This window comes from Ewingella sp. CoE-038-23 (assembly GCF_040419245.1).
Lineage (GTDB): Bacteria > Pseudomonadota > Gammaproteobacteria > Enterobacterales > Enterobacteriaceae > Ewingella > Ewingella allii.
On the sequence record NZ_JAZHOH010000001.1, the window covers coordinates 3,931,759 to 3,955,547 of the forward strand.

Sequence of the window (23,789 nt, forward strand, 5' to 3'; positions counted from 1 at the left end):
GGGGCTGAAATTTTCTCATACATGCAGGCAAAACCTGATCCAGCCTAATCATCATGTTAAGTTAAAGAAAAAGACTCGTGCCACGAGGCACGAGCTCAAAAACACTAACAGGGTGAACAGGCATCATGTCTTCTAAGAAAGCCATCTCTTCCAAAAAAATTGAAACCACTTTGGTCAGCGCCGGGCGCGACAAAAAATATACGCTGGGCTCGGTCAATGCCGTGATCCAGCGCGCCTCTTCTCTGGTGTTTAACTCGGTAGAAGAGAAGAAGTTTGCCACCAAGAATCGCGCCAACGGCGAGCTGTTTTATGGCCGTCGCGGCACCCTGACTCACTTCTCATTCCAGCAAGCCATGGTCGAGCTGGAAGGTGGCGCGGGCTGCGTGCTCTACCCTTGCGGCGCGGCGGCGGTCAGCAACGCCATCCTGTCGTTTGTCTCCACCGGCGACCACATTCTGGTGGCCAGCTCGGCCTATGAGCCGACCCAAGACTTCGCCGAAAAAGTGCTGCGCAAGCTTGGCGTCAGCACCACCTATTTCCCGGCGGATATCGGCGAAAACCTTGGCTCCCTGATGCAGCCCAACACCAAAGTGGTGTTCCTCGAAGCGCCCGGCTCGATCACCATGGAGATGCCGGATCTGCCCGCGATGGTGCGCGCGGTTCGCGCCGTGTCGCCAGAGGTGATCATCATGATCGACAATACTTGGGCGGCGGGCATTCTGTTTAAAGCACTGGATTTCGACATCGATATTTCCATTCAGGCGGGCACCAAGTACATCATCGGCCACTCCGACGCGATGATCGGCACCGCCGTGGCCAACGAGCGCTGCTGGGAGCAGCTTCGCGAGCACTCTTATCTGATGGGCCAAATGGTGGATGCCGACACCGCCTATGTCGCCAGCCGCGGCCTGCGCACGCTGGGCATCCGCCTACGCCAGCATGAAGAGAGCAGCATTCGCGTGGCGCAGTGGCTAAGCGAACGGCCTGAAGTGGCGGTGGTCAATCACCCTGCGCTGCCGGGCAGTAAGGGCCATGAGTTCTGGAAGCGAGATTTCACCGGCAGCTGCGGCCTGTTCTCCTTCGTGCTGAAAGATCGCCTGAACGGCCAACAGCTGGCGGACTATCTCGACAACTTCGCGCATTTCAGCATGGCCTACTCGTGGGGCGGCTTTGAATCACTGATTTTGGCTAATCAGCCAGAAGAGATTCAAGCCATTCGCCCGGCGGAAACCGTGGATTTCACCGGCACGCTGGTGCGCTTGCACATCGGGCTGGAGAACGTCGAAGATCTGATTGAAGATCTGGACGCCGGTTTCGCACGCATTGCCACTTCAGTATAAGGATTGTTACAGAAGGCACGGTTTTGGGTGCTTTCTGTCTATGACAGATCAACCCACGGGGTGCGGATCTGCGTTACACTAGCCACGTTGTCGTTTTTCAGCACTCTGACAGGACAGACTATGGCAGTACTTATCGATATCCTTCATGCACTCTGGCAGCATGACTTTAGCGTTCTCGCCGATCCGAAGGTTCTTTGGGTGGTGTACGCCGTATTATTTATCACTCTGTTTCTGGAAAATGGTCTGCTCCCAGCTTCATTTCTGCCGGGGGACAGCCTGCTGCTGCTGACCGGCGCGCTGATTGCCCGTGGCGTGATGAGCTTTGTCCCTACTCTGATTATTCTGGTGGTGGCGGCAAGTCTTGGCTGCTGGCTGAGTTACCTTCAGGGGCGCTGGCTCGGCCACACCAAAGTGGTGCGCGGCTGGCTGCTGCAACTCCCCACGCACTATCACCAGCGGGCGCATCAGATGTTTATCCAGCACGGTTTAACCGCGCTGCTGGTGGGTCGCTTTCTGGCGTTTGTCCGCACCCTGCTGCCTACCATGGCCGGTATTTCAGGCCTGAGTAATGCCCGTTTCCAGCTGTTCAACTGGCTAAGCGCGCTGTTGTGGGTGGGAGCCTTGGTCACTTTGGGGTACGCCCTGAGCCAAATCCCGCTGGTTAAACGCCACGAGGATCAGGTGATGGCCGGGCTGATGATTTTACCCGTGCTGTTGCTGGTGATTGGCTTGGTCGGCGGGCTGCTGGTGATATGGAAGAAACGCAAATGCCGCATTGCCGCCTGCTCCACAAAAACTAAACCCGCCGAGTAGCGGGTTTCTTTTTATCTGTCGCAGTATTTATAGCAAGTCGCCTGTCGCCAGCTTTAACCGGCGAGCGTCCCGGCCAGCGGCAGGGCATTATTCTCCCGCGCACGAGCAATTTCATCACTCGGCGTCACGCCAAAGTAGCGTTTAAACTCCCGGCTAAACTGCGAAGCACTCTCATAGCCCACGCGCAGGGCCGCGGCGCTGGCCTTCAAACCGTCGTACATCATCATCATCCGTGCCTTGTGTAACCTATAGGTTTTCAGATATTGCAGCGGCGAGGTGCTGGTGACGGCTTTGAAATTATGGTGGAAGGCCGACACGCTCATGTTTACTTCGCTGGCCAGCAGCTCCACGCTCAGGTTCTCCGCATATTGCGTTTCAATGCGGCGCAAGGCTTTGGAGATCTGGCTGAAGTGCGTATGACGGTTCACCAAGGCCTGTAGCGCCCCGCCATTGTCGCTAGTCAGCACCATGAACAGGATTTCGCGGATGATCTGCGGGCCAAGTACTTTGGCGCGCAGCGGCTTTTCCATCGAATCCAGCAGGCGCTCGGCGGCGCAAAGAATGTCTTCATCCAGCACGCCCGAGCTGATGCCCGAGGATTGATCCTTCTGCCCGGAAAAGCCCGCCTCTTCCATATCCATCAGTAAATCTTGCAGCATCACGGTATTGATACTGATCTGGATCCCGGCCATCGGCTGCTCGGCGCTGGCGAAGGTTTCGCATTCAAAGGGCAAGGGCACCGTGAGCATCAGGTAATTTTTCGGGTCATAGGAGAAAGTGCGCTTGCCCAGATAGCCAACCTTGCTGCCCTGAAACAGAATCACTATTCCGGGGTTGTAGAGCACGGGCGTACGCGGATGATGCTTTTCGGCATACATCAGCGTGACCTGCGGCACTGTCGAATGGTGGAGAAACTTATCGCTACTCATCCGCGCAACCTGTGCCGCCAGATTCGAGCAAAGACGCTCAACATATTCCATTCTGACCTTCCTCACTTTCAATGATCCGGCATTAATTCTGCCACGCGCGCGCGGCTTTCTACAGTCGCCAGTAGAAACAGGCAAGTCTTAGGCAGAAATGGGCATCACTTAGTCACATCTGAAACCAGCAGAACCAAGGTTAGCTGCTAGGCTTTATGAGTAAATCACAAGATTGGAGAGAGTTATGTCCGGATCTAAAGCCGCAGAAAATACCTTTAATGCCTGGGCCGCCGCCAGTGCAGGCAGCCCACTGGAGAAGTTTGCTTTCGACGCTGGCCCTATCGGTGATGAAGAGATTGAAGTCGCCATTGATTACTGTGGCGTGTGCCACTCTGATCTGTCGATGTTGAATAATGACTGGGGGATCACGCAATACCCCTTTGTTCCGGGACACGAAGTGGTGGGGAAAATCACCAAATTGGGTGACCACGCGCGCAATAAAGGGTTGAAAGTCGGGCAAACGGTCGGCGTAGGCTGGAATCGCGGCAGCTGTATGCACTGCCATCCCTGTATTTCGGGCGACCAGCATCTGTGCCACGATGTCGAAGCGACCATCATCGGCCATCACGGCGGCTTTGCCGATAAAATTCGCAGTCACTGGGCGTGGGCTATCCCCCTGCCAGAAGGCGTAGAGGTCACCAGCGCCGGTCCGCTGTTCTGCGGCGGTATTACCGTTTTCAACCCGTTACTGCAATTTGGCGTGCTGCCAACCCATCGCGTGGGGGTGATCGGCATCGGCGGTTTGGGCCATATGGCGGTGCGCTTCCTCAACGCGTGGGGCTGCGAAGTGACGGCATTTACCTCATCAACGGCCAAGCGCGATGAAGCCCTTTCCCTCGGCGCGCACCGCGTTATTGCCACCCGCGACCAGGCGGATTTGAAGAAGATCGCCGGTCAGCTGGACTTCATTATGGTCACCGCCAATGCCTCGCTGGATTGGGATGCCATTATCGCCACTCTCGCACCGAAAGGCCGTCTGCACTTTGTTGGCGTCGTGCCTGAAGCCGTGCCGGTGCACGTTATGGCGCTCATCAGCAAACAGGCCGAAATTTCCGGTTCACCCACCGGCTCCCCGTCACGTCTGGCGGATATGCTCGCGTTCTGCGCCCGTCATCAGATCACCCCTCAGGTCGAGCACTTCCCTATCAGCAAAATCAATGATGCTGTGAAGCACTTGGAGGATGGCAAGGCGCGCTACCGAGTCATTCTAGATATGAACGCATGATAAAAACTGCAGTCAAAGTAATTAGCTAACTTAGTTAAACCCGTAAAGGAGAAACTCATGGCAACGCAACCCAACATCAAGCTTCACGATGGCAACAAGATGCCGCAGCTCGGACTCGGCGTATGGAAAGCCAGTAACGAAGAGGCAAGCAATGCTGTGACGACGGCCATCAATGCCGGCTACCGCCACATTGATACTGCTGCCATTTATAAAAACGAGGAAGGCGTCGGCGAAGCACTGAGTGGCATTAAGGTGCCGCGCGAAGAGCTGTTCATCACCACCAAACTGTGGAATGACGATCAGCTGCATGCTGAGAAAGCCCTCGAGGAGAGCCTGAAGAAGCTGCGTCTGGACTATGTCGATCTCTATTTGATCCACTGGCCGAAGCCGGACGAAGGTAACTATGTCGAAGCCTGGAAGCAGATCCTTAAGCTGAAAGAGCAGGGTCTGGCGAAAAGCGTCGGCGTGTGTAACTTCAACATTCCCCACCTGCAAAAGCTGAAAGACGAAACCGGCATCTTCCCGGTGGTGAACCAGATTGAGCTGCACCCTATGCTGCAACAGCGCCAGCTTCACGCGTGGAATGCCACCCATAATATCGCGACGGAATCCTGGAGCCCGCTGGCTCAGGGTGGCGAAGGGGTATTCGATCAGGCGCTGATCCAGAAACTGGCTGAGAAATACGAGAAAACCCCGGCGCAAGTGGTGATCCGCTGGCACCTCGACAATGGTTTGATTGTGATTCCTAAGTCAGTAACGCCTAAACGCATCCATGAAAACTTCGACGTATTTGATTTCAAACTGGAAAGAGAAGAACTGGCGGAGATCGCCAAGTTGGATCTGAACAAACGCTTAGGCCCGGACCCTGACACCATGTAACTGAGCCGTGCTCAAAAGCAAAAACCCGCCGAGGCGGGTTTTTTTATGTCCATTAATCTGTGAAGCTACATCGACAGCGTTGCGAGCATTTGCCCGGTCGACCCGCGATCCGCCATCTCCAGCGTGCCGCTCTGGTACAGGAACGGGAAGTGCTCGAACGACGCCTGATTGAAGTACACCAGCAGTTCCACGTCGCCATCCACCCACACCGTGTCTTTGAAACCGGCATCTTCAATCAGCGGCGCGGCGCCGTTGACGCTTTTCACCAGGAAGGAGACGCCCTGCACGGTAAAGGACTGCGGCAGGTCAGCGTGGATATTCCAGCGCTCCCACGAGCCTTGCTGAACGGTAGTATCAATACGGTTGATGTCCCAGATGGAACCATTAATGCCCGGCTGACTGTCGCCCAGACGGAACTCACGGGTGCGCGCCACGCTGCCGCCAAGGATCTGGTCCGCCAGCAAGCGCATTGGCAGGTTGTCAGTCACCAGCGGCAGCAGGCCGGTCGGTTTTAAGGTTAGCACCAGGGTGGAAACCAGAATGCTTGACGGCTCGAACAGGCCGCGAAGACGCTGCATCACGCTCGCCGCTTCACCGGCTGTGATGGACACTTCGTCGCCCTGCGACATATCGATCAGCACTTCGCGGCGCTCGCCCGGTGCCAGCGACAGCCGCTGGACGGTGACCGGCGCGGGCAGGAAACCGAGGTCCGAGCCAATCACGTGGAACGCGCGGTTGTCGGTCATGCTCAACTCATAACGACGGGCATTGGACGCGTTGAGCAGGCGCAGGCGCACCCAGCCGCGTGACACTTCGACATAGGGGCTTTGCACGCCGTTAACCAGCATGGTGTCGCCAATAAAGCCGCCGGAAGAAGGCATGTCGTACTGCGGCACGCCGAAGTTATCCAGACGCTTGTCTTGAATGATAATCGGGAAATCGTCCACGCCGTAGTGGTTCGGCAACGGCAGGTTTTTGCTGAATTCATCTTCCACCAGCCACATGCCCGCCAGCCCGTTATAGACGTGCGGCGCCATGCGATTTGGCGTGTTGGCGTGATACCAGCAGGTGGCAGCGGCCTGACGAATGGGCAGCACCGGGGACCAGTCGACGTTGGGCGAAATCATGCGCGCCGCACCGCCGCTCAGGGTGCCGGGTACCTGCAAGCCGCTGACGGTCATTGAGACAGATTCAGACAGGCGGTTGCTGTAGATAAGTTTGACGTCGTCGCCGTTGTAGACGCGCACCGTCGGCCCAAGGTACATGCCGTTAAAGCCCCAAACGGGTGCCTTATTGCCGCCAAGGAATGACCAGTGCGCAGCTTGCATGGTCAGAAACAGCGGCTGGCCACGACGGGATTCGATAAGCGGTGGAACGGGTAAAACAGGCTGCGGTCCATTCGCATTTGCCCTCAGTGGCAACGCGCCCGCGGCTAAAGCCACGCCGGTTGCTTGCAGGAATGAGCGACGACTGAGTGACATATCTTCTCCATGAAAACAAAATCAAAGCTGTGTAAATCGCCTGCTACCTTCATTGGCGGCAGGCGGAAAAGGTTTACTTTTTGGCTTTTGCCGCGGCTTCACGCTGGGCAACTTCAGCATCCAGCTCGGCAATTTTATCCGCCATGATCTGATGGCAGTGGTTAGACAGGTCGCGCAGACGCTCTTTGCCGTACTGGGAGGTGTCCACCGGCGGCAGCATCTCTACAATCACCAGACCGTTTGACCAACGGTTTAATTTAATTTTATTGCTGGTGTTGGAAACACAAATGGGCACGATAGGCACGCCGGCTGAAATCGCCGCATGGAAAGCGCCGGTTTTGAATGGCATCAGGCCACGACCGCGGCTGCGGGTCCCTTCCGGGAACATCCAAATCGAAATGTTCTTCTTGTTGATGTGATTAACCACCTGCGAGATGGTGCCGTGCGCTTTGGCGCGGTTATCACGGTCAATCAACAAGTTGCCCGTCAGCCAGTATAGTTGGCCGAAGAACGGGATCCACACCAGACTCTTTTTACCCACGGTCACTGTACGCGGCTGCACCACGCTTGAGGCAGTCACCATGTCGAAGTTGTTCTGGTGGTTAGCAATATAAATGCATTTACCATAATGCGCCGCTTCGGCTGGGATACGTTTTTCAACGGTAATACCCAGCACCGGGGCCAGGCGCCCGAACATATGACCAAATGTCGCCACGTGTTTTGGATTTCGCGGGCTAAACAGGCAGTAGATACAACCCAAAATACTTAGCAGAATTGAATAAAGAACGACGATGATCAGACGCAAAATAAATAACATAACATCCTCTTAAGCATACAGCCGAAGCAGGCAAGACGTCTTGCGGCTCCCTTCCCTCTGCGCCGGGCTATTCTCAGGCCTCAGCCAGCATGACACAACGGTTTTGTTGATACATTTGTAAAATTTTTGCGCTAGGCAACAACTTCAAATTCGCGGAGTTTTGTAAAGCATTCAGGGCACAAAGGTGCCCTGAATAATTCAGCATTTACTCTCGGCTTCAGCGAATTACTCTTCGCTGTTACCTGATGATTTTACTACCGGGGAATCCACTTCGACACGGTCTATGCGCTGCAAGCCGCGCGGCAACAGGGTTCCTTTACGGCCACGTTCTGCACGGAATTTCTGTAGCTCTTCCGGACGCAGGGTCAATTTACGCTTACCGACATACAAGGTTAGCGAAGTTTGCGGCGCTAACACCAGCAACCACACCAGTTTGTCTTCGCCCGACGCCGCCTGCGCCGCAGGAATTGAAACAATTTTATTACCTTTGCCCTTCGACAGCTGCGGCAGGTCGGCAACCGGGAACAGCAGCATACGACCGGCAGCGGTGATAGACAGCAACATGTCGTCTTCGCCGTGCAATTCGATTGGCGGCAGCGCCTTAGCGTTGTCCGGCAAGGTGATCATCGCTTTACCGGCGCGGTTACGCGCCACCAGATCATTGAAGGTACAAACGAAGCCGTAGCCCGCGTCCGAAGCCATCAACAGTTTCTGGTCGTCAGCGGCCATCAACACTTGTTCAATAGTAGCACCCGGTGGCGGTGTCAGCTTGCCGGTTAATGGCTCGCCCTGCCCGCGCGCCGATGGCAGCGTGGTTGGGTCCAGCGCATAACTGCGCCCGGTGGAGTCGATAAACACCACCGGCTGGTTACTCTTACCTTTAGCGGCGGCGCGGAAGCTGTCCCCCGCTTTGTAGCTTAGCCCGCTGGCGTCGATATCATGGCCTTTCGCACTGCGCACCCAGCCCATTTCGGACAGGACGATAGTCACAGGCTCAGAAGGCACGAAGTCGTGCTCGCTCATGGCTTTGGCTTCTTCGCGCTCGGTAATTGGCGAGCGGCGGTCGTCGCCATAGGCTTCGGCGTCGGCCTGAATCTCTTTACGAATCAAAGTGCTCAGCTTGCGCTCAGAACCCAACAACGCTTGCAGCTGATCGCGCTCTTTCGCCAGTTCGTCCTGCTCGCCGCGAATCTTCATCTCTTCGAGTTTTGCCAAGTGGCGCAATTTCAACTCGAGAATGGCTTCTGCCTGCGTCTCACTCAGCTCAAAACGCGCCATCAGCACCGGCTTCGGCTCATCTTCGGTACGAATGATATGAATGACTTCGTCGATATTGAGGAAGGCAATCAGCAAACCTTCAAGGATATGCAGACGCTTGAGCACTTTATCGAGGCGATAGTTCAGGCGGCGACGCACCGTTTCGCGGCGGTAGTCCAGCCATTCGCGCAGGATCTCAACCAGCCCTTTCACCGAAGGACGGTTGTCGAGGCCAATCATGTTCATGTTGATGCGATAGCTGCGTTCCAGATCGGTGGTGGCGAACAGGTGATTCATCACCTGATCCAGATCCACACGGTTGGAGCGCGGCACGATAACCAGACGCGTCGGATTCTCGTGGTCAGATTCGTCACGCAAATCTTCAACCATTGGCAGCTTTTTGTTGCGCATTTGGTTGGCGATCTGCTCCAGCACTTTCGCGCCAGAAACCTGATGCGGCAAGGCGGTGATCACCGCGCTGCCGTCTTCTTTATTCCACACGGCGCGCATGCGCACCGAGCCTTTGCCGGACTCGTAAATTTTACGAATTTCGTTACGCGGCGTAATGATTTCGGCTTCGGTTGGGAAGTCAGGCCCCTGCACGAACTCCAACAAATCTTCCAGCGAGCTGCCCGGCTTTTCCAGCAGGGCGACGGCAGCGGCGGCCACTTCGCGGATGTTGTGCGGCGGGATATCCGTCGCCATGCCCACGGCAATCCCCGTGGTGCCGTTGAGCAGGATATTCGGCAGGCGCGCAGGCAAGGTTTTTGGCTCTTGCATGGTGCCATCGAAGTTCGGCACGTAGTCCACGGTGCCCTGACCCAGCTCGCGCAGCAGAACATCGGCGTACTTCGACAGGCGTGATTCGGTATAACGCATGGCGGCGAAGGACTTAGGATCATCCGGCGCACCCCAGTTCCCCTGACCATCCACCAGCGGGTAGCGGTAAGAGAACGGCTGCGCCATCAGCACCATCGCTTCATAACAAGCGCTGTCACCGTGCGGGTGATATTTACCTAATACGTCACCGACGGTACGTGCCGATTTCTTGAATTTCGCGTTGTTATTCAGGCCAAGTTCGGACATCGCATAAATGATACGGCGCTGAACCGGCTTGAGGCCGTCACCGATAAACGGCAGCGCGCGGTCCATGATCACGTACATGGAATAGTTGAGATAGGCGTTCTCAGTAAACGTGTGCAGAGCTAGGCGCTCTGTCCCGTCATGAGTTATTTCGCTCATTATGTTTCATCCTCAAAACCGTGGCGTGATGGTTTCTATATTTAGAAAGCTTACGCTCGCGGGCGTGCCACGAGGCAATAATGTTGGCGATAGTACATCATCCGGCGCATGACTGTCACAGCCACTCTCTTTATAGACAGAATTACAAAACCTGCGCGCCGAAGGCTGCACGGCTGGCCGAGCGATAAAAGGGCATTAAATGATAAAAACAGGCAGGTTCGCGCTGGTTTATTGCATTTTAGTCCATAGTCTTGTGCTGTAGCGCACATTTTTCTCAGGCCAATGCTTCAGTAAACTGTTGGACAACAGTTTACCAATGAGGCAGTACTTATGAGCAACATTTTGATTATTAACGCAGGTAAAACCTTTGCCCACTCAAAAGGCGCATTGAACATTAGCCTGACCAAACTCGCCCACTCCGTCCTGACCGAAGCCGGACACGACGTGCGCGTGACTACCCTTGAAGAGGGTTATGACATCCAGACCGAGATCGAAAGCTACCTGTGGGCCGACACTGTGATTTATCAGCAGCCGGGCTGGTGGATGGGTATGCCGTGGACGCTGAAAAAATACGTCGATGAAATCTTCACCGAAGGCCACGGCAAGCTGTACGCCAGCGATGGCCGCACCCGTTCAGACGCATCGCAGAAATACGGCTCAGGCGGCCTGCTGCAAGGCAAAAGCTACATGCTTTCTCTGACCTGGAATGCTCCGCTGGAAGCTTTCGAAGATAAAGAGCAGTTCTTCCACGGCGTGGGCGTCGACGGCGTGTATCTGGCGCAGCACAAAGCTAATCAGTTCCTGGGTATGCACGGCCTGCCGACCTTTATCTGTAATGACGTGATTAAACAGCCTGATATCGACGGTTATTTCGCTGCATATCGCGCACACCTTGAAAATGTGTTTGGTCGCGCATAGTTTAGAGGTTCATTGAGAAGCCTGTCAGGTTTCAAACAAGAGGTTGTTATGATCACTGTTATTGCTGAAATCATCATGAAACCGGGCCGCCGCGACGCGGTTCTGGAAAAGATCAACGCCCTGCTGCCAAGCGTGCTGGCCGAAGAGGGTTGTCACCGCTACGATCCTTTCACTGATTTCAGCGGCCAGATCCCGTGGCGCAAAAGCGCACCAGATTCTGTTTTCATGGTGGAAGAGTGGGAAAGCCTCGCGCACCTCGAAGCACACCAGCAGGCTGCGCACATGAACGCGCACCGCGAAAACATCAAGGCTGACGTGCAAGATGTGGTGATCAACATCATCGAAAAAGCCTGATCACCGGCTGGCGCTAGCTGCTACTTTTAGCAGCATCGCCGATAGATTGAAACAAAAACGCCGGAGCGGCAAAGCCCCGGCGTTTTTTTATGGCGACGCTGAAATTAAACGTCTAATTCTGCGGTATCGCCTTTTTCCTGCAACCAGTTGCGGCGGTCTTCTGAACGCTTCTTGGCCAGCAGCATGTCCATCATGCGCAGGGTTTGATCGACATTTTCTTCGTCAATGGTCAGCTGCACCAGACGGCGCGTATTAGGGTCGAGCGTGGTTTCGCGCAGTTGCAGCGGGTTCATCTCACCCAGACCTTTGAAGCGCTGGACGTTCGGCTTGCCCTTCTTACGCTTCAGCTGCTCCAGCACACCCTCTTTCTCCTGCTCGTCGAGGGCGTAGAACACTTCTTTGCCCAAGTCGATACGGTAGAGAGGCGGCATGGCCACATAGACGTGGCCGCCGCGCACCAGCGAGCGGAAGTGGCGGACAAACAGCGCGCACAGCAGCGTGGCGATGTGCAGGCCGTCGGAGTCAGCATCCGCGAGGATACAGACTTTGCCGTAGCGCAGCTGGGTCAAATCTTCGCTATCCGGATCGATGCCGATCGCCACCGAAATGTCGTGAACTTCTTGCGAAGCCAGCACTTCGTCGGAAGAGACTTCCCACGTATTCAGGATCTTACCCTTCAGCGGCATGATCGCCTGATATTCGCGATCGCGCGCCTGCTTGGCGGATCCGCCTGCCGAGTCCCCTTCCACCAGGAAGAGTTCGGTCATGTTCAGATCCTGCGAAGTACAGTCGGCCAACTTGCCCGGCAGCGCGGGGCCGCTGGTCAGTTTCTTACGCACCACTTTCTTGGCGGCGCGCAGACGGCGCTGGGCGCTGGAAATACAGAGTTCGGCCAGCTGCTCGGCGGCCTGCACGTTCTGGTTCAGCCACAGGCTAAAGGCATCTTTCACCACGCCCGAGACGAAAGCCGCGCACTGGCGAGAAGAGAGACGCTCTTTGGTCTGGCCGGCAAACTGCGGGTCCTGCATTTTCACCGAGAGCACGTAGGCACAGCGCTCCCAGATATCTTCCGCCGACAGCTTGACGCCGCGCGGCAGAATATTGCGGAATTCGCAGAACTCGCGCATGGCGTCGAGCAAGCCCTGACGCAGACCATTGACGTGGGTACCGCCCTGCATGGTTGGGATTAGGTTGACGTAGCTTTCCGTCAGCAGTTCTCCACCTTCAGGCAGCCACAGCAGCGCCCAGTCAACGGCTTCCACATCACCGGCAAAAGCCCCCACAAAAGCCTTTTCAGGCAGGGTGATCAGGCCGTTTACGGCTTCCATCAGGTAGTCGGTCAAGCCATCTTCATAGCACCAGCGCTGCTCGGTATTGTTCACTTTATCTTTGAACAAGATCTCAACGCCCGGGCAGAGCACGGCTTTGGCTTTTAATAAATGGCTGAGGCGGCTAACGGAAAAACGCGGGCTGTCAAAGAAGCTAACGTCCGGCCAGAAATGCACGCTGGTGCCAGTGTTGCGTTTACCGCAGGTGCCGGTGACGTGCAGATCCTGCACTTTGTCGCCGTTCTCAAACGCCATTTCATAGACTTCTCCACCGCGTTTCACCGCCACTTCGACACGCGTCGACAAGGCGTTGACCACGGAGATCCCCACGCCGTGAAGGCCGCCGGAGAACTGGTAGTTTTTGTTGGAGAATTTGCCGCCCGCGTGCAAGCGACAGAAAATCAGCTCAACGGCAGGCACACCCTCTTCCGGGTGAATGTCCACAGGCATACCGCGCCCGTCGTCAATAACTTCAAGAGATTGATCCGCATGGAGGATCACTTCGATTCGGCGCGCGTGGCCTGCTAATGCTTCATCGACGCTGTTATCGATGACTTCCTGACCCAGATGGTTCGGGCGGGTGGTGTCGGTGTACATGCCGGGACGACGACGCACCGGTTCAAGACCGCTGAGGACCTCTATGGAATCCGCGTTATAAGTTGATTGGCTCATCGTTGAATATTCGTGGCTCATAGGTTGGTGGGCTAACGTGGGCTAACGATAGTATAAAAAAGTACAAATGCGTGCGCTGGGCAGATGCCCACGGGCGGCGACTCAGGAAAAACCAGAAGATACTTCGCTCTGAAAGGTTAGTCTGACGCCAGCCCCAGGAAATCAACAATCGGCGAAAAATAGCGTTCGAAGCCGACAAAACTATGATTTCCCTCAGGTTCGACCGTTTGCCGACACGCAGTGTAATAGGCCACGGCCTGACGGTAATCGAGGGTTTCATCACCCATTTGCTGGAGCAGCCAGAGTAAATCCGGGGACTCCAGCGGTTCAACCTGCATCACTTTCAGGTCGTAAACGTGGCGTGACTCTAACACATATTGCTGCCCGGTGTAGGGGTTCTGATTCTGCCCAAGGTAGTCGACAAGCAGCTCAAAAGGCCGCACGGCGGGGTTAACCACCACTGCGGGCACGGTGAAGCACTGCGAAAGCCACGTGGCGTAATAGCCGCCGAGAGAAGACCCTACGATGCCCAGCTTGCGCCCGGCTTTTTGCATCACCAGCGACTCCAGCTCTTCCGCCGCTTCTGCCGGGAAAGGGGATAACTGCGGCACCACCATCTCAATGTGCGGATGCTGTACCGCCAGCCAATCTTTCAATAAGGTCGCTTTTGCCGAGTTGGGAGAACTGTTGAAACCGTGCAGGTAGAGTAAGGTACTCATTCGTAGCCGTCCGAATCACTATCCGGTCGGAACTCATCGCTTTCAATGCGCATGACCTGCGTTTCCACCCGGCCGTCTGGGTAGAGGTCAAGGTAGCGCCAGCCCGGCGCGGCGGTATCAATGGTGAAATTGGTGCAGTGAGGCTTGAACTGTACGCAGGTCGAAGGCGTGGCGTACAGCCGTTTGCCGTGCCAATCGAGATCCAACTCTTGGTGAATATGGCCGCACAACAAGGTATTGGCCTTGGGATAATTCGCCAACACGTCCGCCAGCATATGGGCATTGCGCAGGCTGTGTTGATCCAGCCACGTGCAGCCTGACGGCAGCGGGTGATGATGCAGCATAATCAGCGTGAAACGCTCTGGATATTGCTGCAAGCAGCGCTCCATCCACTCCAACTGATACTCGCTGAGATGGCCATGGGGGACGCCGAAGACTTGGGTATCGAGCAGAATGACCTGCCAGTCATCCCCCAAAAGAAGCTGTTTCGACGGGTGAATGCCCTCTTCGCGCAGGGCGTCGACCATGGCTGGCTGGAAATCATGGTTTCCCGGCAGCCAGACGCAGGGGGCGGACAGCTCATTAATCCCGCGCGCAAAGTGATGATAGGCATCCAGGGATTGATCCTGTGCCAAATCGCCCGTGGCGGCAATAATGTCGATGCCACGGTTCTGCGCCTTTATGGCGTCCAGCACGGCGCGATAGCTGCGGAAAGTATTCACTCCCAGCAACGTTTCATTCTCACCGGCGAAAAGATGGGTATCGGTAATTTGCAGAATTCTGACTTTGGCCCCATTAACCAAAGGCAGTGTAAACAGGCTTTCCAAGTCGTATCCTTTGTAATTGAAGTCTGTCTAACAAACCGGAACGGCCATCGCTCCATGCGCAAGGCAATAACGCAACCAGTCCGCAAGGAACTGGTTAATTTGATGCTTTTCGTCACGCTGATGCAACTTTTTATTAGGATAATCATAGCGTGCTTTGAAGCGAAAGATCTGCTGGGTCGAACACACTTCCGCAACCATCGCGTCGTGGTAAAGACGCACGGTTAGCGAAGGTAAGCTCCAGTAGCTCACCGCCGGGGCGGTCTGTTCGATTTCAACCAGCGTGGTGTAACGCGTAGACTCAGTAATGGTCAGACGGTAGGTTGCGCTACTTACCTGATAAGTCGCCGTTTCGCCCACTTCATCATTACGCGGCATCAAACGACGTAGTTGTGCGAAATTGGTTTCACACAATCTCATCATTTCAGGAAAATCAGGGGTATAGCGCTTAATCATTAGTTGGACCACTCTTTTCGCAGGGATTCATGGTGCAGGGCCAGCCATTGAAGTGCAATAACTGACGCCGCATTGTCGATTACTCCTTCCTCCACCCAGCGATAAGCCTGTTCACGACTTACCACATGCACGCGGATGTCCTCATTTTCGGCTGCAAGGCCGTGAATTCCCTGTGCTGTTGTCGCATCAACTTCGCCGACCAAAATCGACAACCGTTCGCTGGTTCCACCCGGGCTCGCGAGGTAACTCAGCGCGGGTTTGCAGCGACCGACAACAATATTAGCTTCTTCCAGCGCTTCGCGCCGGGCGACATCTTCGACCGATTCGCCGGGCTCAATGATACCGGCGACCATCTCCAGAAGCCAAGGGGTATCACTGGAATCAATGGCTGGGATACGAATCTGTTCAATCAGCACCACTTCATCACGTTGTGGATCATAGGGCAATAAGACGGCGGCGTGCCCGCGCTCAAAAACTTCGCGAACCACTTCATCACTCATTTCACCGCTAAATAAACGATGGCGGAATCGATAAGCAATGATTGAAAAAAAACCTTTATATCGCGTCTCACGTGCAATAATTTCTACATCATCTTTGCCGAAAGTAACGGGTGAACCCTTCGTTTGGGACATAATGCTGTTTCCTTATTACCTTTTGCTGACAAATTATCGTCATTTGAGGTCAATTTGATGAAATTGCGCTAATAATAATCAGGCACGTTTGTGGTAGATTTGTACCACTTTGGCTGAGAAGGCACGTAAAGCCACTCAGTCCTTCTGCCAGTCTCTGCTAGAATCCGCGTCTATTGGTATTTTGACAGCGTCACCATAACAACATTGCTGCACAACAAGGAATGCAAATGAAGAAACTGCTCCCCCTTCTAATCGGACTGAGCCTGGGCGGCTTCAGCGCGATGAGCCAGGCTGAAAACCTGATGCAGGTCTACCAGCAAGCCAGGGAAAGTAACCCGGATCTGCGCAAGTCCGCAGCCGATCGTGATGCTGCATTCGAAAAAATTAACGAAGCTCGCAGTCCTTTATTACCGCAACTCGGATTGGGTGCGGATTATAACTATACCAACGGCTACCGTGATGCGAATGGCGTTAACAGCAACCAGACCAGCGCGTCTCTGCAATTGACCCAGACTATTTTTGACATGTCGAAATGGCGTGCCCTGACCCTGCAAGAAAAAGCAGCCGGTATTCAGGACGTTTCCTTCCAGGTTGATCAGCAGAAACTGATCCTGGATTCGGCGACAGCCTATTTCAACGTGTTGAGCGCGATTGACTCTCTGTCTTATACCGAAGCACAGAAACAAGCGATTTACCGTCAGTTAGACCAAACCTCGCAACGTTTTAACGTGGGCCTGGTGGCAATTACCGACGTGCAAAACGCCCGTTCACAATACGACACCGTGTTGGCGAACGAAGTGACTGCCCGTAATAACCTCGATAACGCGCTGGAATCTCTGCGTCAGGTTACCGGCGTTTATTATCCGCAGCTCTCTTCTCTGAATATCAACAATTTCAACACCCAGCGCCCACAGCCGGTCGCCGGCCTGCTGAAAGAAGCGGAAAACCGCAACCTGAGCCTGCTGTCTGCCCGTCTGTCTCAGGACTTGGCGCGTGAGCAAATCCGTTCCGCCCAAACCGGTCACATGCCAACTATCGATTTGACCGCGTCAACTGGCGTGAGCAACACCAAATACAACGGTTCTAACACCGGTGAATCTGCCAGCACCCGAGATTCCGATGCGGGCCAGAACAAAATTGGCCTGAGCTTCTCCCTGCCACTGTATAGCGGCGGGTCGGTGACTTCTCAGGTGAAACAAGCGCAATACAACTTTGTTGGCGCAAGTGAGCAGTTGGAAAGCGCGCATCGTTCAGTGGTTCAGACCGTGCGTTCTTCCTTCAACAACATTTCTGCGTCAATCAGTAGCATCAACGCTTACAAACAAGCCGTTGTTTCTGCACAAAGCTCCTTAGACGCGATGGAAGCCGGCTACCAAGTGGGTACCCGTACTATCGTTGACGTGTTGGATGCCACCACCACGCTGTACAACGCCAAGCAACAGCTCTCTTCTGCGCGTTATACCTACCTGATTAACCAGCTGAACATTAAGTCTGCGTTAGGTACGTTGAATGAGAATGACCTGCTGGCGCTGAACGGCACCCTGGGTAAAGCTATCCCAACGACGCCGGAAGCCGTGGCGCCAGAAAACCCACAGCAAGATGCCTCCGCTGATGGTTATAACGGCAGCCAGACTCCTGCTGCTCCGGCCGCTACACAGGTTCGGGCAGAGCAGGTTAGCTCCCCAGTGGTTAACCGCACTCCGGCTAACTCAGGTAGCAGCACATCGACGACCAAGAAGAGTGGGAATCCTTTCCAGAATTAATCTGGTTTTAAAGGGAATAACCTACTTTTGCGATAAGCGGCCTAAAAAGGCCGCTTTTTTTTGTCTGGGTCACAGCCTTTCGTAAAGTCTCGTAACAATTGCCCCTGACTGCTTTAACATTAACCGTCTTTACCCTATTCTTACGCACTACTGGGAAAGGGGCGAAAAAGCCCTATACATGGGATAATTCGATGAAACGGACACAAAACATCAATCTGGCTACCTTCCGGAAATCCTGGCGTAGCTACCGTATCGCACCTGTCGCATTAGCAGTCAGCGCTGTCTTTATGCTCTCCGCTTGCGAAAAAACCGATGAAACCGTCTCGCTTTACCAAAATGCGGACGATTGCTCAAAAGCCAACCCGTCGAACAGCGCGCAATGTACTGCGGCGTATGACGCGGCCAAGAAAGAAGCTGAGAAAACCGCGCCAAAATACGCTAGTCGTGAAGAGTGCGTGGCAGAGTTCGGCGAAGGCCAATGTACTCAAACTCCAGCTCAGGCAGGCATGGCGGCTCAACCACAGCAGAGCGGCAGCTTCTGGATGCCTCTGATGGCCGGTTACATGATGGGCCGTATGATGAGCGGCGGCGCGGGCTTTGCCCAACAGCCTCTCTTCACCTCGAAAAACCCTGCCAGCCCGGCGGGTGGCAAGTTCGTTGATGCAACGGGCAAAAGCTACGGCCCTGCCACTGCAGGTGGACGCACGATGAATGTGCCGAAAACCGCGATGGCGCCTAAGCCAGCGACCACTTCTACCGTAACCCGTGGCGGCTTCGGCGAAAGCGTCGCTAAGCAAAACACCATGCAGCGCAGTTCCGCGTCGACCACGCGTTCACCATCACGCAGCATGGGCGGCTAAGAGTCCCAGATGAAACGTTTACCGATTGCCGAGCGTCCAGACTGGCGAGAAAAAGCCACAGAGTTTGGCTTCAATTTTCACACCATGTATGGCGAGCCGTACTGGTGTGAAGACGCCTATTACGAATTCACCTTAGCGCAGATCGAAGAGATCGAAGACGCCACCGCCGACATTCATCAGATGTGTTTAAAAGTGGTGGAAAAGGTGGTTGCGGACGACGCGCTGATGGCGCAATTCCAAATCCCCAAGCACTGCTGGGAATTTGTCCGAAGCTCGTGGCGCACCCAACAGCCTTCGCTCTATTCACGACTGGACTTGGCCTACGACGGGGTTAACCCGCCTAAGCTGTTGGAAAACAACGCGGATACGCCAACCTCGCTGTATGAAGCCGCCTTCTTCCAGTGGCTGTGGCTCGAAGAGCAAATTGCCGCAGGTAAACTGCCGCAGGATGCTGACCAGTACAACAGCATGCAGGAAAAGCTGATTGAGCGTTTTGCCGAGCTGAAAAACCAGCACGGTTTTTCTTTGCTGCACTTCGCCTGCTGTCAGGATACCGAGGAAGATCGCGGTACCGTGCAGTACTTGCAAGATTGCGCATTAGAAGCCGAGCTAGCCAGCGAATTTCTGTTTATCGAAGAGATCGGTTTAGGCGAACGCGGGCAGTTTACCGATCCGCAGGATCAGGTGATCAGCAACCTGTTCAAGCTCTATCCGTGGGAATTTATGTTCCGCGAGATCTTCTCCACCAAGTTGGAAGATGCGGGCGTGCGTTGGTTAGAACCAGCATGGAAAGCCATTCTGTCTAACAAGGCCTTGCTGCCAATGTTGTGGGAGATGTTCCCGAATCACCCTAACCTGCTGCCAGCCTACTTCGCGGAAGAAGAGCATGCAGAGATGGATCATTACGTGATTAAGCCGCTGTTCTCCCGCGAAGGTGCCAATATCCGCATCATCGAAAAAGGGCAAGAAGTGGCGAGCGTCGATGGCCCATATGGTCAGGAAGGGATGATCCACCAGCAGTTCCACCACCTGCCTAAATTTGGCGATAGCTACACGCTAATTGGCAGCTGGTTGGTGAACGATCAGCCTTGCGGCATTGGTCTGCGCGAAGACAAAGAGCTGATCACACAAGATCTCTCTCGCTTTTATCCGCACGTGATCGTCGGCTAACTGTTACGATCTAGCCAATAAACGAAGCGGGGAGCGAATTCAATTCACTCCCCGTTTTTTTATCTCTAGAAGATTAACCCACCTGTACCGAAAGCATGCTCAACGAGCTCATCACGATGCCATCGGTCGGGGTAGACATCGGCTCGACGCCGTCCCAACTGCCCAACACATACAGCAGCGGCAGATAGTGTTCGATAGACGGGTTAGAGAGCGCGGCTCCCTCATGCTGAGAGAAATTTACCAGCGGGTGCTGGCTGTCTTCACCCTTCCAGCGCAGGTTCTCTTTCACATATTCATTGAAAGCAGTGGCCCACGGGTAATTATCGCCCTCCCCGTCACGCTTCATTAGGCGCAGGTTGTGAACCACGTTGCCGCTCGCCACAATCATAATGCCTTCATCGCGCAGCGCCGCCAGCTTTCTACCAATCTGATAGTGATATTCCGCCGGCTTGGTGCCGTCGATGCTCAACTGCACCACCGGAATATCCGCCTCTGGGTAAGCTTTGATCAGCACGCCCCATGTCCCGTGGTCGAAGCCCCACTCGCCGGTGTCAGCAATCACGTCAATCGGCTTGAGCAGCTCTTGCAGCTTTTTCGCCAGCTCGGGCGAGCCGGGGGCCGGGTAACGCTGATCAAACAGCGCCTGCGGGAAGTTGCCGAAGTCGTGAATGGTGCGCGGGTGCTCCATTGCGGTCACGGCCGTGCCACGAGTGAACCAGTGGGCAGAGACGGCAACGATGGCTTTCGGGCGCGGTAATGTCTCGCCCAGCGTTTGCCATGCGCGGGTAAATTCATTGTCTTCAAGCACGTTCATCGGGCTACCGTGGCCTAAAAACAGTGCTGGCATACGAGGGGAAGTCATAACGTTTTCCTTAGCTCAGAGTGAATGAGTGGCAGAAGCAATTCTGCACGATGGAAATACGGTACTCTCTTTCTTATTTGCTTACAGCCGGATAACCGTGATGAAGTTGTTCAAAAAAATTGAATCAGCGTTATGGGCTTTTTGACGCGGCAGGAAGGGGGGTTAATTCACTTAGCGAGCTATCTATCAATTTCGTCTTTGTAATGCCGGAATAGTGCTTTAGAGATAAAAAAGGCCGCATTGGCGGCCTTTAAGATTCAGGAGTGAGTTCAGTTAGCTAGCTTTCTGAGTCTGCGCCTGACGGTAAGCCACTAAGTCTTCAATGGTCAGTACCGGCATATTGTGTTTCTTGGCGAAGACAATCGCTTCTGGCGCGTGCGCCATGCTGCCATCGTCATTGGTCAGTTCGCACAGCACACCGAAAGGCTTCAGACCGGCCAGTTTGACCAAGTCGATAGAGGCTTCAGTGTGGCCACCGCGAGTCAGCACGCCGCCCGCCTGCGCGCGCAGAGGGAAGATATGCCCCGGGCGGTTCAGGTCAGAAGGCTTAGCGCCGTCTTTGATGGCGGTGCGAATGGTGGTGATGCGGTCAGCGGCAGAAACACCGGTAGTGACGCCTTCGGCCGCTTCGATGGTGACGGTGAATGGCGTTTGGTACGCGCTGGAGTTGGTCTCAACCATCATGGGTAAATCGAGCTTTTTGCGGCTCTCTTCGGTCATGGTGAGACAGACAATCCCGCTGCCGTGGCGAATGGTCAACGCCATCTGCTCAACGGTCATGTTTTCAGCGGCAAAAATTAAATCGCCTTCGTTTTCACGATCTTCGTCATCCAGCACCATCACACCACGGCCATTGCGCAGGGCTTCAAGAGCCTGCTCAACGCGTTGATTTGGTGTACCAAATTCGGAAAGTAGGGTCTGATTCATGGTAAAAATAACCTCATAAACTGTATGTAATATACATGGATTACCAGAATCAGGGCGTCTTGAGGAGTTCACTGTAGCCCAGCAATGCCGTGCGACAGTGTGAAAAAATAACGCAGCAGGCAATTTTTTGCCTGGCTTGAACCGTTACTCTCTCCCATCCGGACTATAACCGTCGGCTCCGGGATCTAACCGGATCTGCTGACCTCAAACTGCAAAGTTTGAGCGCTCGCGGGCTCCCACTATGGCAGAAATGCGTTCCGCCAAAAAAGATGTGGTTTACCGCCGGTGGGGACTTTCACCCCGCCCTGAGAATAAGCAGGTCAACTATAACGCCAATAAAAGGTCTCGGCAATGTGTCGAATAGCCGAATAATGCCATCGCGAAGGTTTATAGAAAGAGTATCTAGGATTACACTAGTACAAAGCTGCTTATTCGAGACAAGGGAAAAACCATGATCGACCCGAAAAAAATTGAACAAATCGCTCGTCAGGTTCACGAGTCAATGCCGAAGGGTATCCGTGAGTTTGGTGAAGATGCTGAAAAGAAAATTCGTCAGGTATTGCAGGCGCAATTTAGCCGTATGGATTTGGTTAATCGCGAAGAGTTCGACGTGCAGACTCAGGTTCTACTGCGCACCCGCGAGAAACTAGTTGCTCTCGAGCAGCGCCTGACCGAGCTGGAAGCCAAATTAGCTACCGAGCAGAAGCCAGAAGCCTAATTCCCGGCGGCTGTCATGCATAAAAAACCACGCTCAAAGGCGTGGTTTTTTATTGTCTGTCGGCAGAAATTAGCGACAGCTAGTCTTGGCTTTTAATCTGGTTGATGATGCCCGTTGTCGATAAGCCATCTTCGAAGTTCAACACGCGAACTTCACCGCCGTTAGCCCAAACTTCTTTGCTACCCGCGATCTGCTCCGGCTTGTAATCGCCGCCTTTTACCAGCAGATCAGGTAGAATTTCGGCGATCAGGCGCTGCGGGGTATCTTCTTCAAAAGCCACCACCCAGTCAACCGCACCCAGCGCGCCGAGCACGATCATGCGATTTTGCAGAGCATTGACCGGGCGAGTTTCGCCTTTCAGACGCTTGGTGGACGCATCGCTGTTCACCGCCACAATCAGGCGATCGCCGAGCTTGCGCGCATTGGCTAAATACGAAACATGGCCCGCGTGCAAGATGTCGAAAATGCCGTTGGTCATCACCACTTTTTCACCACGCTGGCGAGCCAGCGCCACGGCCTCTTTCAGCCCGGCTTCGGTCATCACGCCAAAGCCCACTTCTGAACGCCCGCCAATCGCATCTTCCAACTCGACCGGAGAAACCGTGGAAGTACCCAGCTTGCCGACCACTACGCCTGCGGCGGCGTTGGCCAAGAAGCAGGACTCTTCCAGCGAGTTGCCAGCAGCCAAAGCGGCGGCCAGAACGCCGATCACCGTGTCACCGGCACCGGTCACGTCATACACTTCCTGAGCCTGAGTCGGCAGGTGCAGCGGCTCTTTGCCCGGTTGCAGCAGGGTCATACCGTGCTCGGAACGGGTCACCAGCAGGGCTGATAGCTCGAAGTCAGACACCAGCTTCATGCCGCGCTGGACGATTTCTGCTTCGTCTTTGCAACGGCCAACCACGGCTTCGAACTCGGACAGGTTTGGCGTCAGCAGGGTCGCGCCGCGATAACGCTCGAAATCCGATCCTTTTGGATCGATAAGCACCGGAACACCGGCCTTTTTTGCCAATTGGATCATCGGCTGCACGTCTTTCAGCGCGCCTTTGGCATAATCTGACAGCACCAGCGCGCCGGTTTTTGGCAACGCTTGTTCGATCTTCTCCAGCATAGGATGGAGATCAACACCGTCAAAACCTTCTTCGAAATCGAGGCGAATCAGCTGCTGGTTGCGAGACAGCACGCGCAGCTTGGTAATTGTCGGGTGAGTTGCTAACGCCACGAAATCACAATGAACGTTAACGTTGTCCAAATGCTGATTCAGAGCACGAGCAGCATCATCGATCCCCGTCAGACCAATCAAACGAGATCCAGCGCCGAGTGAAGCTATGTTCATCGCCACGTTAGCAGCACCGCCAGGGCGCTCCTCGATGGTGGTGACTTTCACGACCGGCACCGGCGCTTCTGGTGAAATACGGTTAGTCGGACCATACCAATAGCGGTCCAACATGACGTCGCCCACGACCAGTACGCCGGCACGGTGAAAATCAGGTAAAGTCACTTTCATCCCTTGCTCCAAAAACAGATACAACCTGACATAAAAATAGTGCGC

22 protein-coding genes and 1 riboswitch are annotated in these 23,789 nt (G+C 54.6%); of the genes, 10 read left to right on the top strand and 12 right to left on the bottom strand.

The window, feature by feature from the left end:
• The first annotated feature begins 125 nt into the window (after nucleotides 1–125).
• Nucleotides 126–1,340, top strand: a complete 1,215-nt coding sequence (gene metC / locus V2154_RS18865) for a cystathionine beta-lyase (protein WP_396131321.1) — start codon at nucleotides 126–128, stop codon at nucleotides 1,338–1,340.
• A 120-nt stretch (nucleotides 1,341–1,460) separates the two neighbouring features.
• Complete coding sequence (locus V2154_RS18870; RefSeq protein WP_353503434.1) at nucleotides 1,461–2,153, top strand: DedA family protein; 693 nt, start codon at nucleotides 1,461–1,463, stop codon at nucleotides 2,151–2,153.
• Between the two features lie 53 nt (nucleotides 2,154–2,206).
• Here the strand turns inward: V2154_RS18870 and V2154_RS18875 are convergent, their stop codons facing one another.
• On the bottom strand, nucleotides 2,207–3,133 hold the full coding sequence (locus V2154_RS18875) for an AraC family transcriptional regulator (RefSeq protein WP_353503435.1): 927 nt from the start codon (nucleotides 3,131–3,133) through the stop codon (nucleotides 2,207–2,209).
• Between the two features lie 184 nt (nucleotides 3,134–3,317).
• Between V2154_RS18875 and ahr the strand changes: the two genes are divergently transcribed.
• Nucleotides 3,318–4,358 carry an NADPH-dependent aldehyde reductase Ahr gene (ahr, locus tag V2154_RS18880; RefSeq protein WP_353503436.1) on the top strand — a complete coding sequence of 347 codons (1,041 nt, stop codon included), beginning with the start codon at nucleotides 3,318–3,320 and terminating at the stop codon, nucleotides 4,356–4,358.
• Nucleotides 4,359–4,415: 57 nt separating this feature from the next.
• Complete coding sequence (dkgA, locus tag V2154_RS18885) at nucleotides 4,416–5,237, top strand: 2,5-didehydrogluconate reductase DkgA (RefSeq protein WP_185689188.1); 822 nt, start codon at nucleotides 4,416–4,418, stop codon at nucleotides 5,235–5,237.
• Nucleotides 5,238–5,302: 65 nt separating this feature from the next.
• Here the strand turns inward: dkgA and ftsP are convergent, their stop codons facing one another.
• The 3 genes from ftsP to parC form a co-directional block, all read right to left on the bottom strand.
• On the bottom strand, nucleotides 5,303–6,718 hold the full coding sequence (gene ftsP / locus V2154_RS18890; RefSeq protein WP_353503437.1) for a cell division protein FtsP: 1,416 nt from the start codon (nucleotides 6,716–6,718) through the stop codon (nucleotides 5,303–5,305).
• 73 nt (nucleotides 6,719–6,791) lie between these two features.
• On the bottom strand, nucleotides 6,792–7,535 hold the full coding sequence (locus V2154_RS18895; protein WP_353503438.1) for a 1-acylglycerol-3-phosphate O-acyltransferase: 744 nt from the start codon (nucleotides 7,533–7,535) through the stop codon (nucleotides 6,792–6,794).
• 225 nt (nucleotides 7,536–7,760) lie between these two features.
• Nucleotides 7,761–10,034, bottom strand: coding sequence for a DNA topoisomerase IV subunit A (parC, locus tag V2154_RS18900; protein ID WP_353503439.1), 2,274 nt, complete (start codon nucleotides 10,032–10,034; stop codon nucleotides 7,761–7,763).
• Nucleotides 10,035–10,364: 330 nt separating this feature from the next.
• Between parC and V2154_RS18905 the strand changes: the two genes are divergently transcribed.
• Nucleotides 10,365–10,952 (top strand): NAD(P)H-dependent oxidoreductase, encoded by a 588-nt coding sequence (locus V2154_RS18905; protein ID WP_185689185.1) that lies wholly within the window; start codon nucleotides 10,365–10,367, stop codon nucleotides 10,950–10,952.
• A gap of 48 nt (nucleotides 10,953–11,000) precedes the next feature.
• Complete coding sequence (locus V2154_RS18910) at nucleotides 11,001–11,306, top strand: putative quinol monooxygenase (RefSeq protein WP_353503440.1); 306 nt, start codon at nucleotides 11,001–11,003, stop codon at nucleotides 11,304–11,306.
• A gap of 104 nt (nucleotides 11,307–11,410) precedes the next feature.
• Here the strand turns inward: V2154_RS18910 and parE are convergent, their stop codons facing one another.
• The 5 genes from parE to nudF all read right to left on the bottom strand — a co-directional run bounded on the left by parE (nucleotide 11,411) and on the right by nudF (nucleotide 15,937).
• Nucleotides 11,411–13,306 (bottom strand): DNA topoisomerase IV subunit B, encoded by a 1,896-nt coding sequence (parE, locus tag V2154_RS18915; protein WP_353503441.1) that lies wholly within the window; start codon nucleotides 13,304–13,306, stop codon nucleotides 11,411–11,413.
• A gap of 137 nt (nucleotides 13,307–13,443) precedes the next feature.
• Nucleotides 13,444–14,025, bottom strand: coding sequence for an esterase YqiA (yqiA, locus tag V2154_RS18920; RefSeq protein WP_353503442.1), 582 nt, complete (start codon nucleotides 14,023–14,025; stop codon nucleotides 13,444–13,446).
• Nucleotides 14,022–14,852, bottom strand: coding sequence for a 3',5'-cyclic-AMP phosphodiesterase (gene cpdA / locus V2154_RS18925; protein WP_353503443.1), 831 nt, complete (start codon nucleotides 14,850–14,852; stop codon nucleotides 14,022–14,024). Before cpdA ends, yqiA begins: the two co-directional genes overlap by 4 nt.
• A 27-nt stretch (nucleotides 14,853–14,879) precedes the next feature.
• The gene (locus V2154_RS18930; RefSeq protein WP_353503444.1) at nucleotides 14,880–15,305 is read right to left on the bottom strand and encodes a DUF1249 family protein; all 426 of its coding nucleotides are present in this window, start codon (nucleotides 15,303–15,305) and stop codon (nucleotides 14,880–14,882) included.
• A complete protein-coding gene (nudF, locus tag V2154_RS18935; protein WP_353503445.1) occupies nucleotides 15,305–15,937 on the bottom strand; it encodes an ADP-ribose diphosphatase in 633 nt (210 codons plus the stop codon). Before nudF ends, V2154_RS18930 begins: the two co-directional genes overlap by 1 nt.
• 227 nt (nucleotides 15,938–16,164) lie before the next feature.
• Between nudF and tolC the strand changes: the two genes are divergently transcribed.
• The 3 genes from tolC to V2154_RS18950 all read left to right on the top strand — a co-directional run bounded on the left by tolC (nucleotide 16,165) and on the right by V2154_RS18950 (nucleotide 19,730).
• Nucleotides 16,165–17,700 (top strand): outer membrane channel protein TolC, encoded by a 1,536-nt coding sequence (gene tolC, locus V2154_RS18940; RefSeq protein WP_353503446.1) that lies wholly within the window; start codon nucleotides 16,165–16,167, stop codon nucleotides 17,698–17,700.
• Between the two features lie 191 nt (nucleotides 17,701–17,891).
• On the top strand, nucleotides 17,892–18,560 hold the full coding sequence (locus V2154_RS18945; RefSeq protein ID WP_353503447.1) for a DUF1190 family protein: 669 nt from the start codon (nucleotides 17,892–17,894) through the stop codon (nucleotides 18,558–18,560).
• Between the two features lie 9 nt (nucleotides 18,561–18,569).
• Nucleotides 18,570–19,730, top strand: coding sequence for a glutathionylspermidine synthase family protein (locus V2154_RS18950; protein ID WP_353503448.1), 1,161 nt, complete (start codon nucleotides 18,570–18,572; stop codon nucleotides 19,728–19,730).
• A 73-nt stretch (nucleotides 19,731–19,803) separates the two neighbouring features.
• Here V2154_RS18950 and ygiD read toward each other — a convergent pair whose 3' ends face one another.
• Together ygiD and ribB are read right to left on the bottom strand one after the other, a co-directional pair.
• A complete protein-coding gene (ygiD, locus tag V2154_RS18955) occupies nucleotides 19,804–20,592 on the bottom strand; it encodes a 4,5-DOPA-extradiol-dioxygenase (RefSeq protein WP_353503449.1) in 789 nt (262 codons plus the stop codon).
• Between the two features lie 273 nt (nucleotides 20,593–20,865).
• A complete protein-coding gene (ribB, locus tag V2154_RS18960; RefSeq protein ID WP_353503450.1) occupies nucleotides 20,866–21,519 on the bottom strand; it encodes a 3,4-dihydroxy-2-butanone-4-phosphate synthase in 654 nt (217 codons plus the stop codon).
• Between the two features lie 142 nt (nucleotides 21,520–21,661).
• Nucleotides 21,662–21,836: riboswitch (FMN riboswitch) on the bottom strand.
• 134 nt (nucleotides 21,837–21,970) lie between these two features.
• Here ribB and ubiK point away from each other — a divergent pair.
• A complete protein-coding gene (ubiK, locus tag V2154_RS18965) occupies nucleotides 21,971–22,237 on the top strand; it encodes a ubiquinone biosynthesis accessory factor UbiK (RefSeq protein ID WP_034793327.1) in 267 nt (88 codons plus the stop codon).
• A gap of 79 nt (nucleotides 22,238–22,316) precedes the next feature.
• Here the strand turns inward: ubiK and hldE are convergent, their stop codons facing one another.
• On the bottom strand, nucleotides 22,317–23,744 hold the full coding sequence (hldE, locus tag V2154_RS18970; RefSeq protein WP_353503451.1) for a bifunctional D-glycero-beta-D-manno-heptose-7-phosphate kinase/D-glycero-beta-D-manno-heptose 1-phosphate adenylyltransferase HldE: 1,428 nt from the start codon (nucleotides 23,742–23,744) through the stop codon (nucleotides 22,317–22,319).
• Between the last annotated feature and the right edge of the window lie 45 nt (nucleotides 23,745–23,789).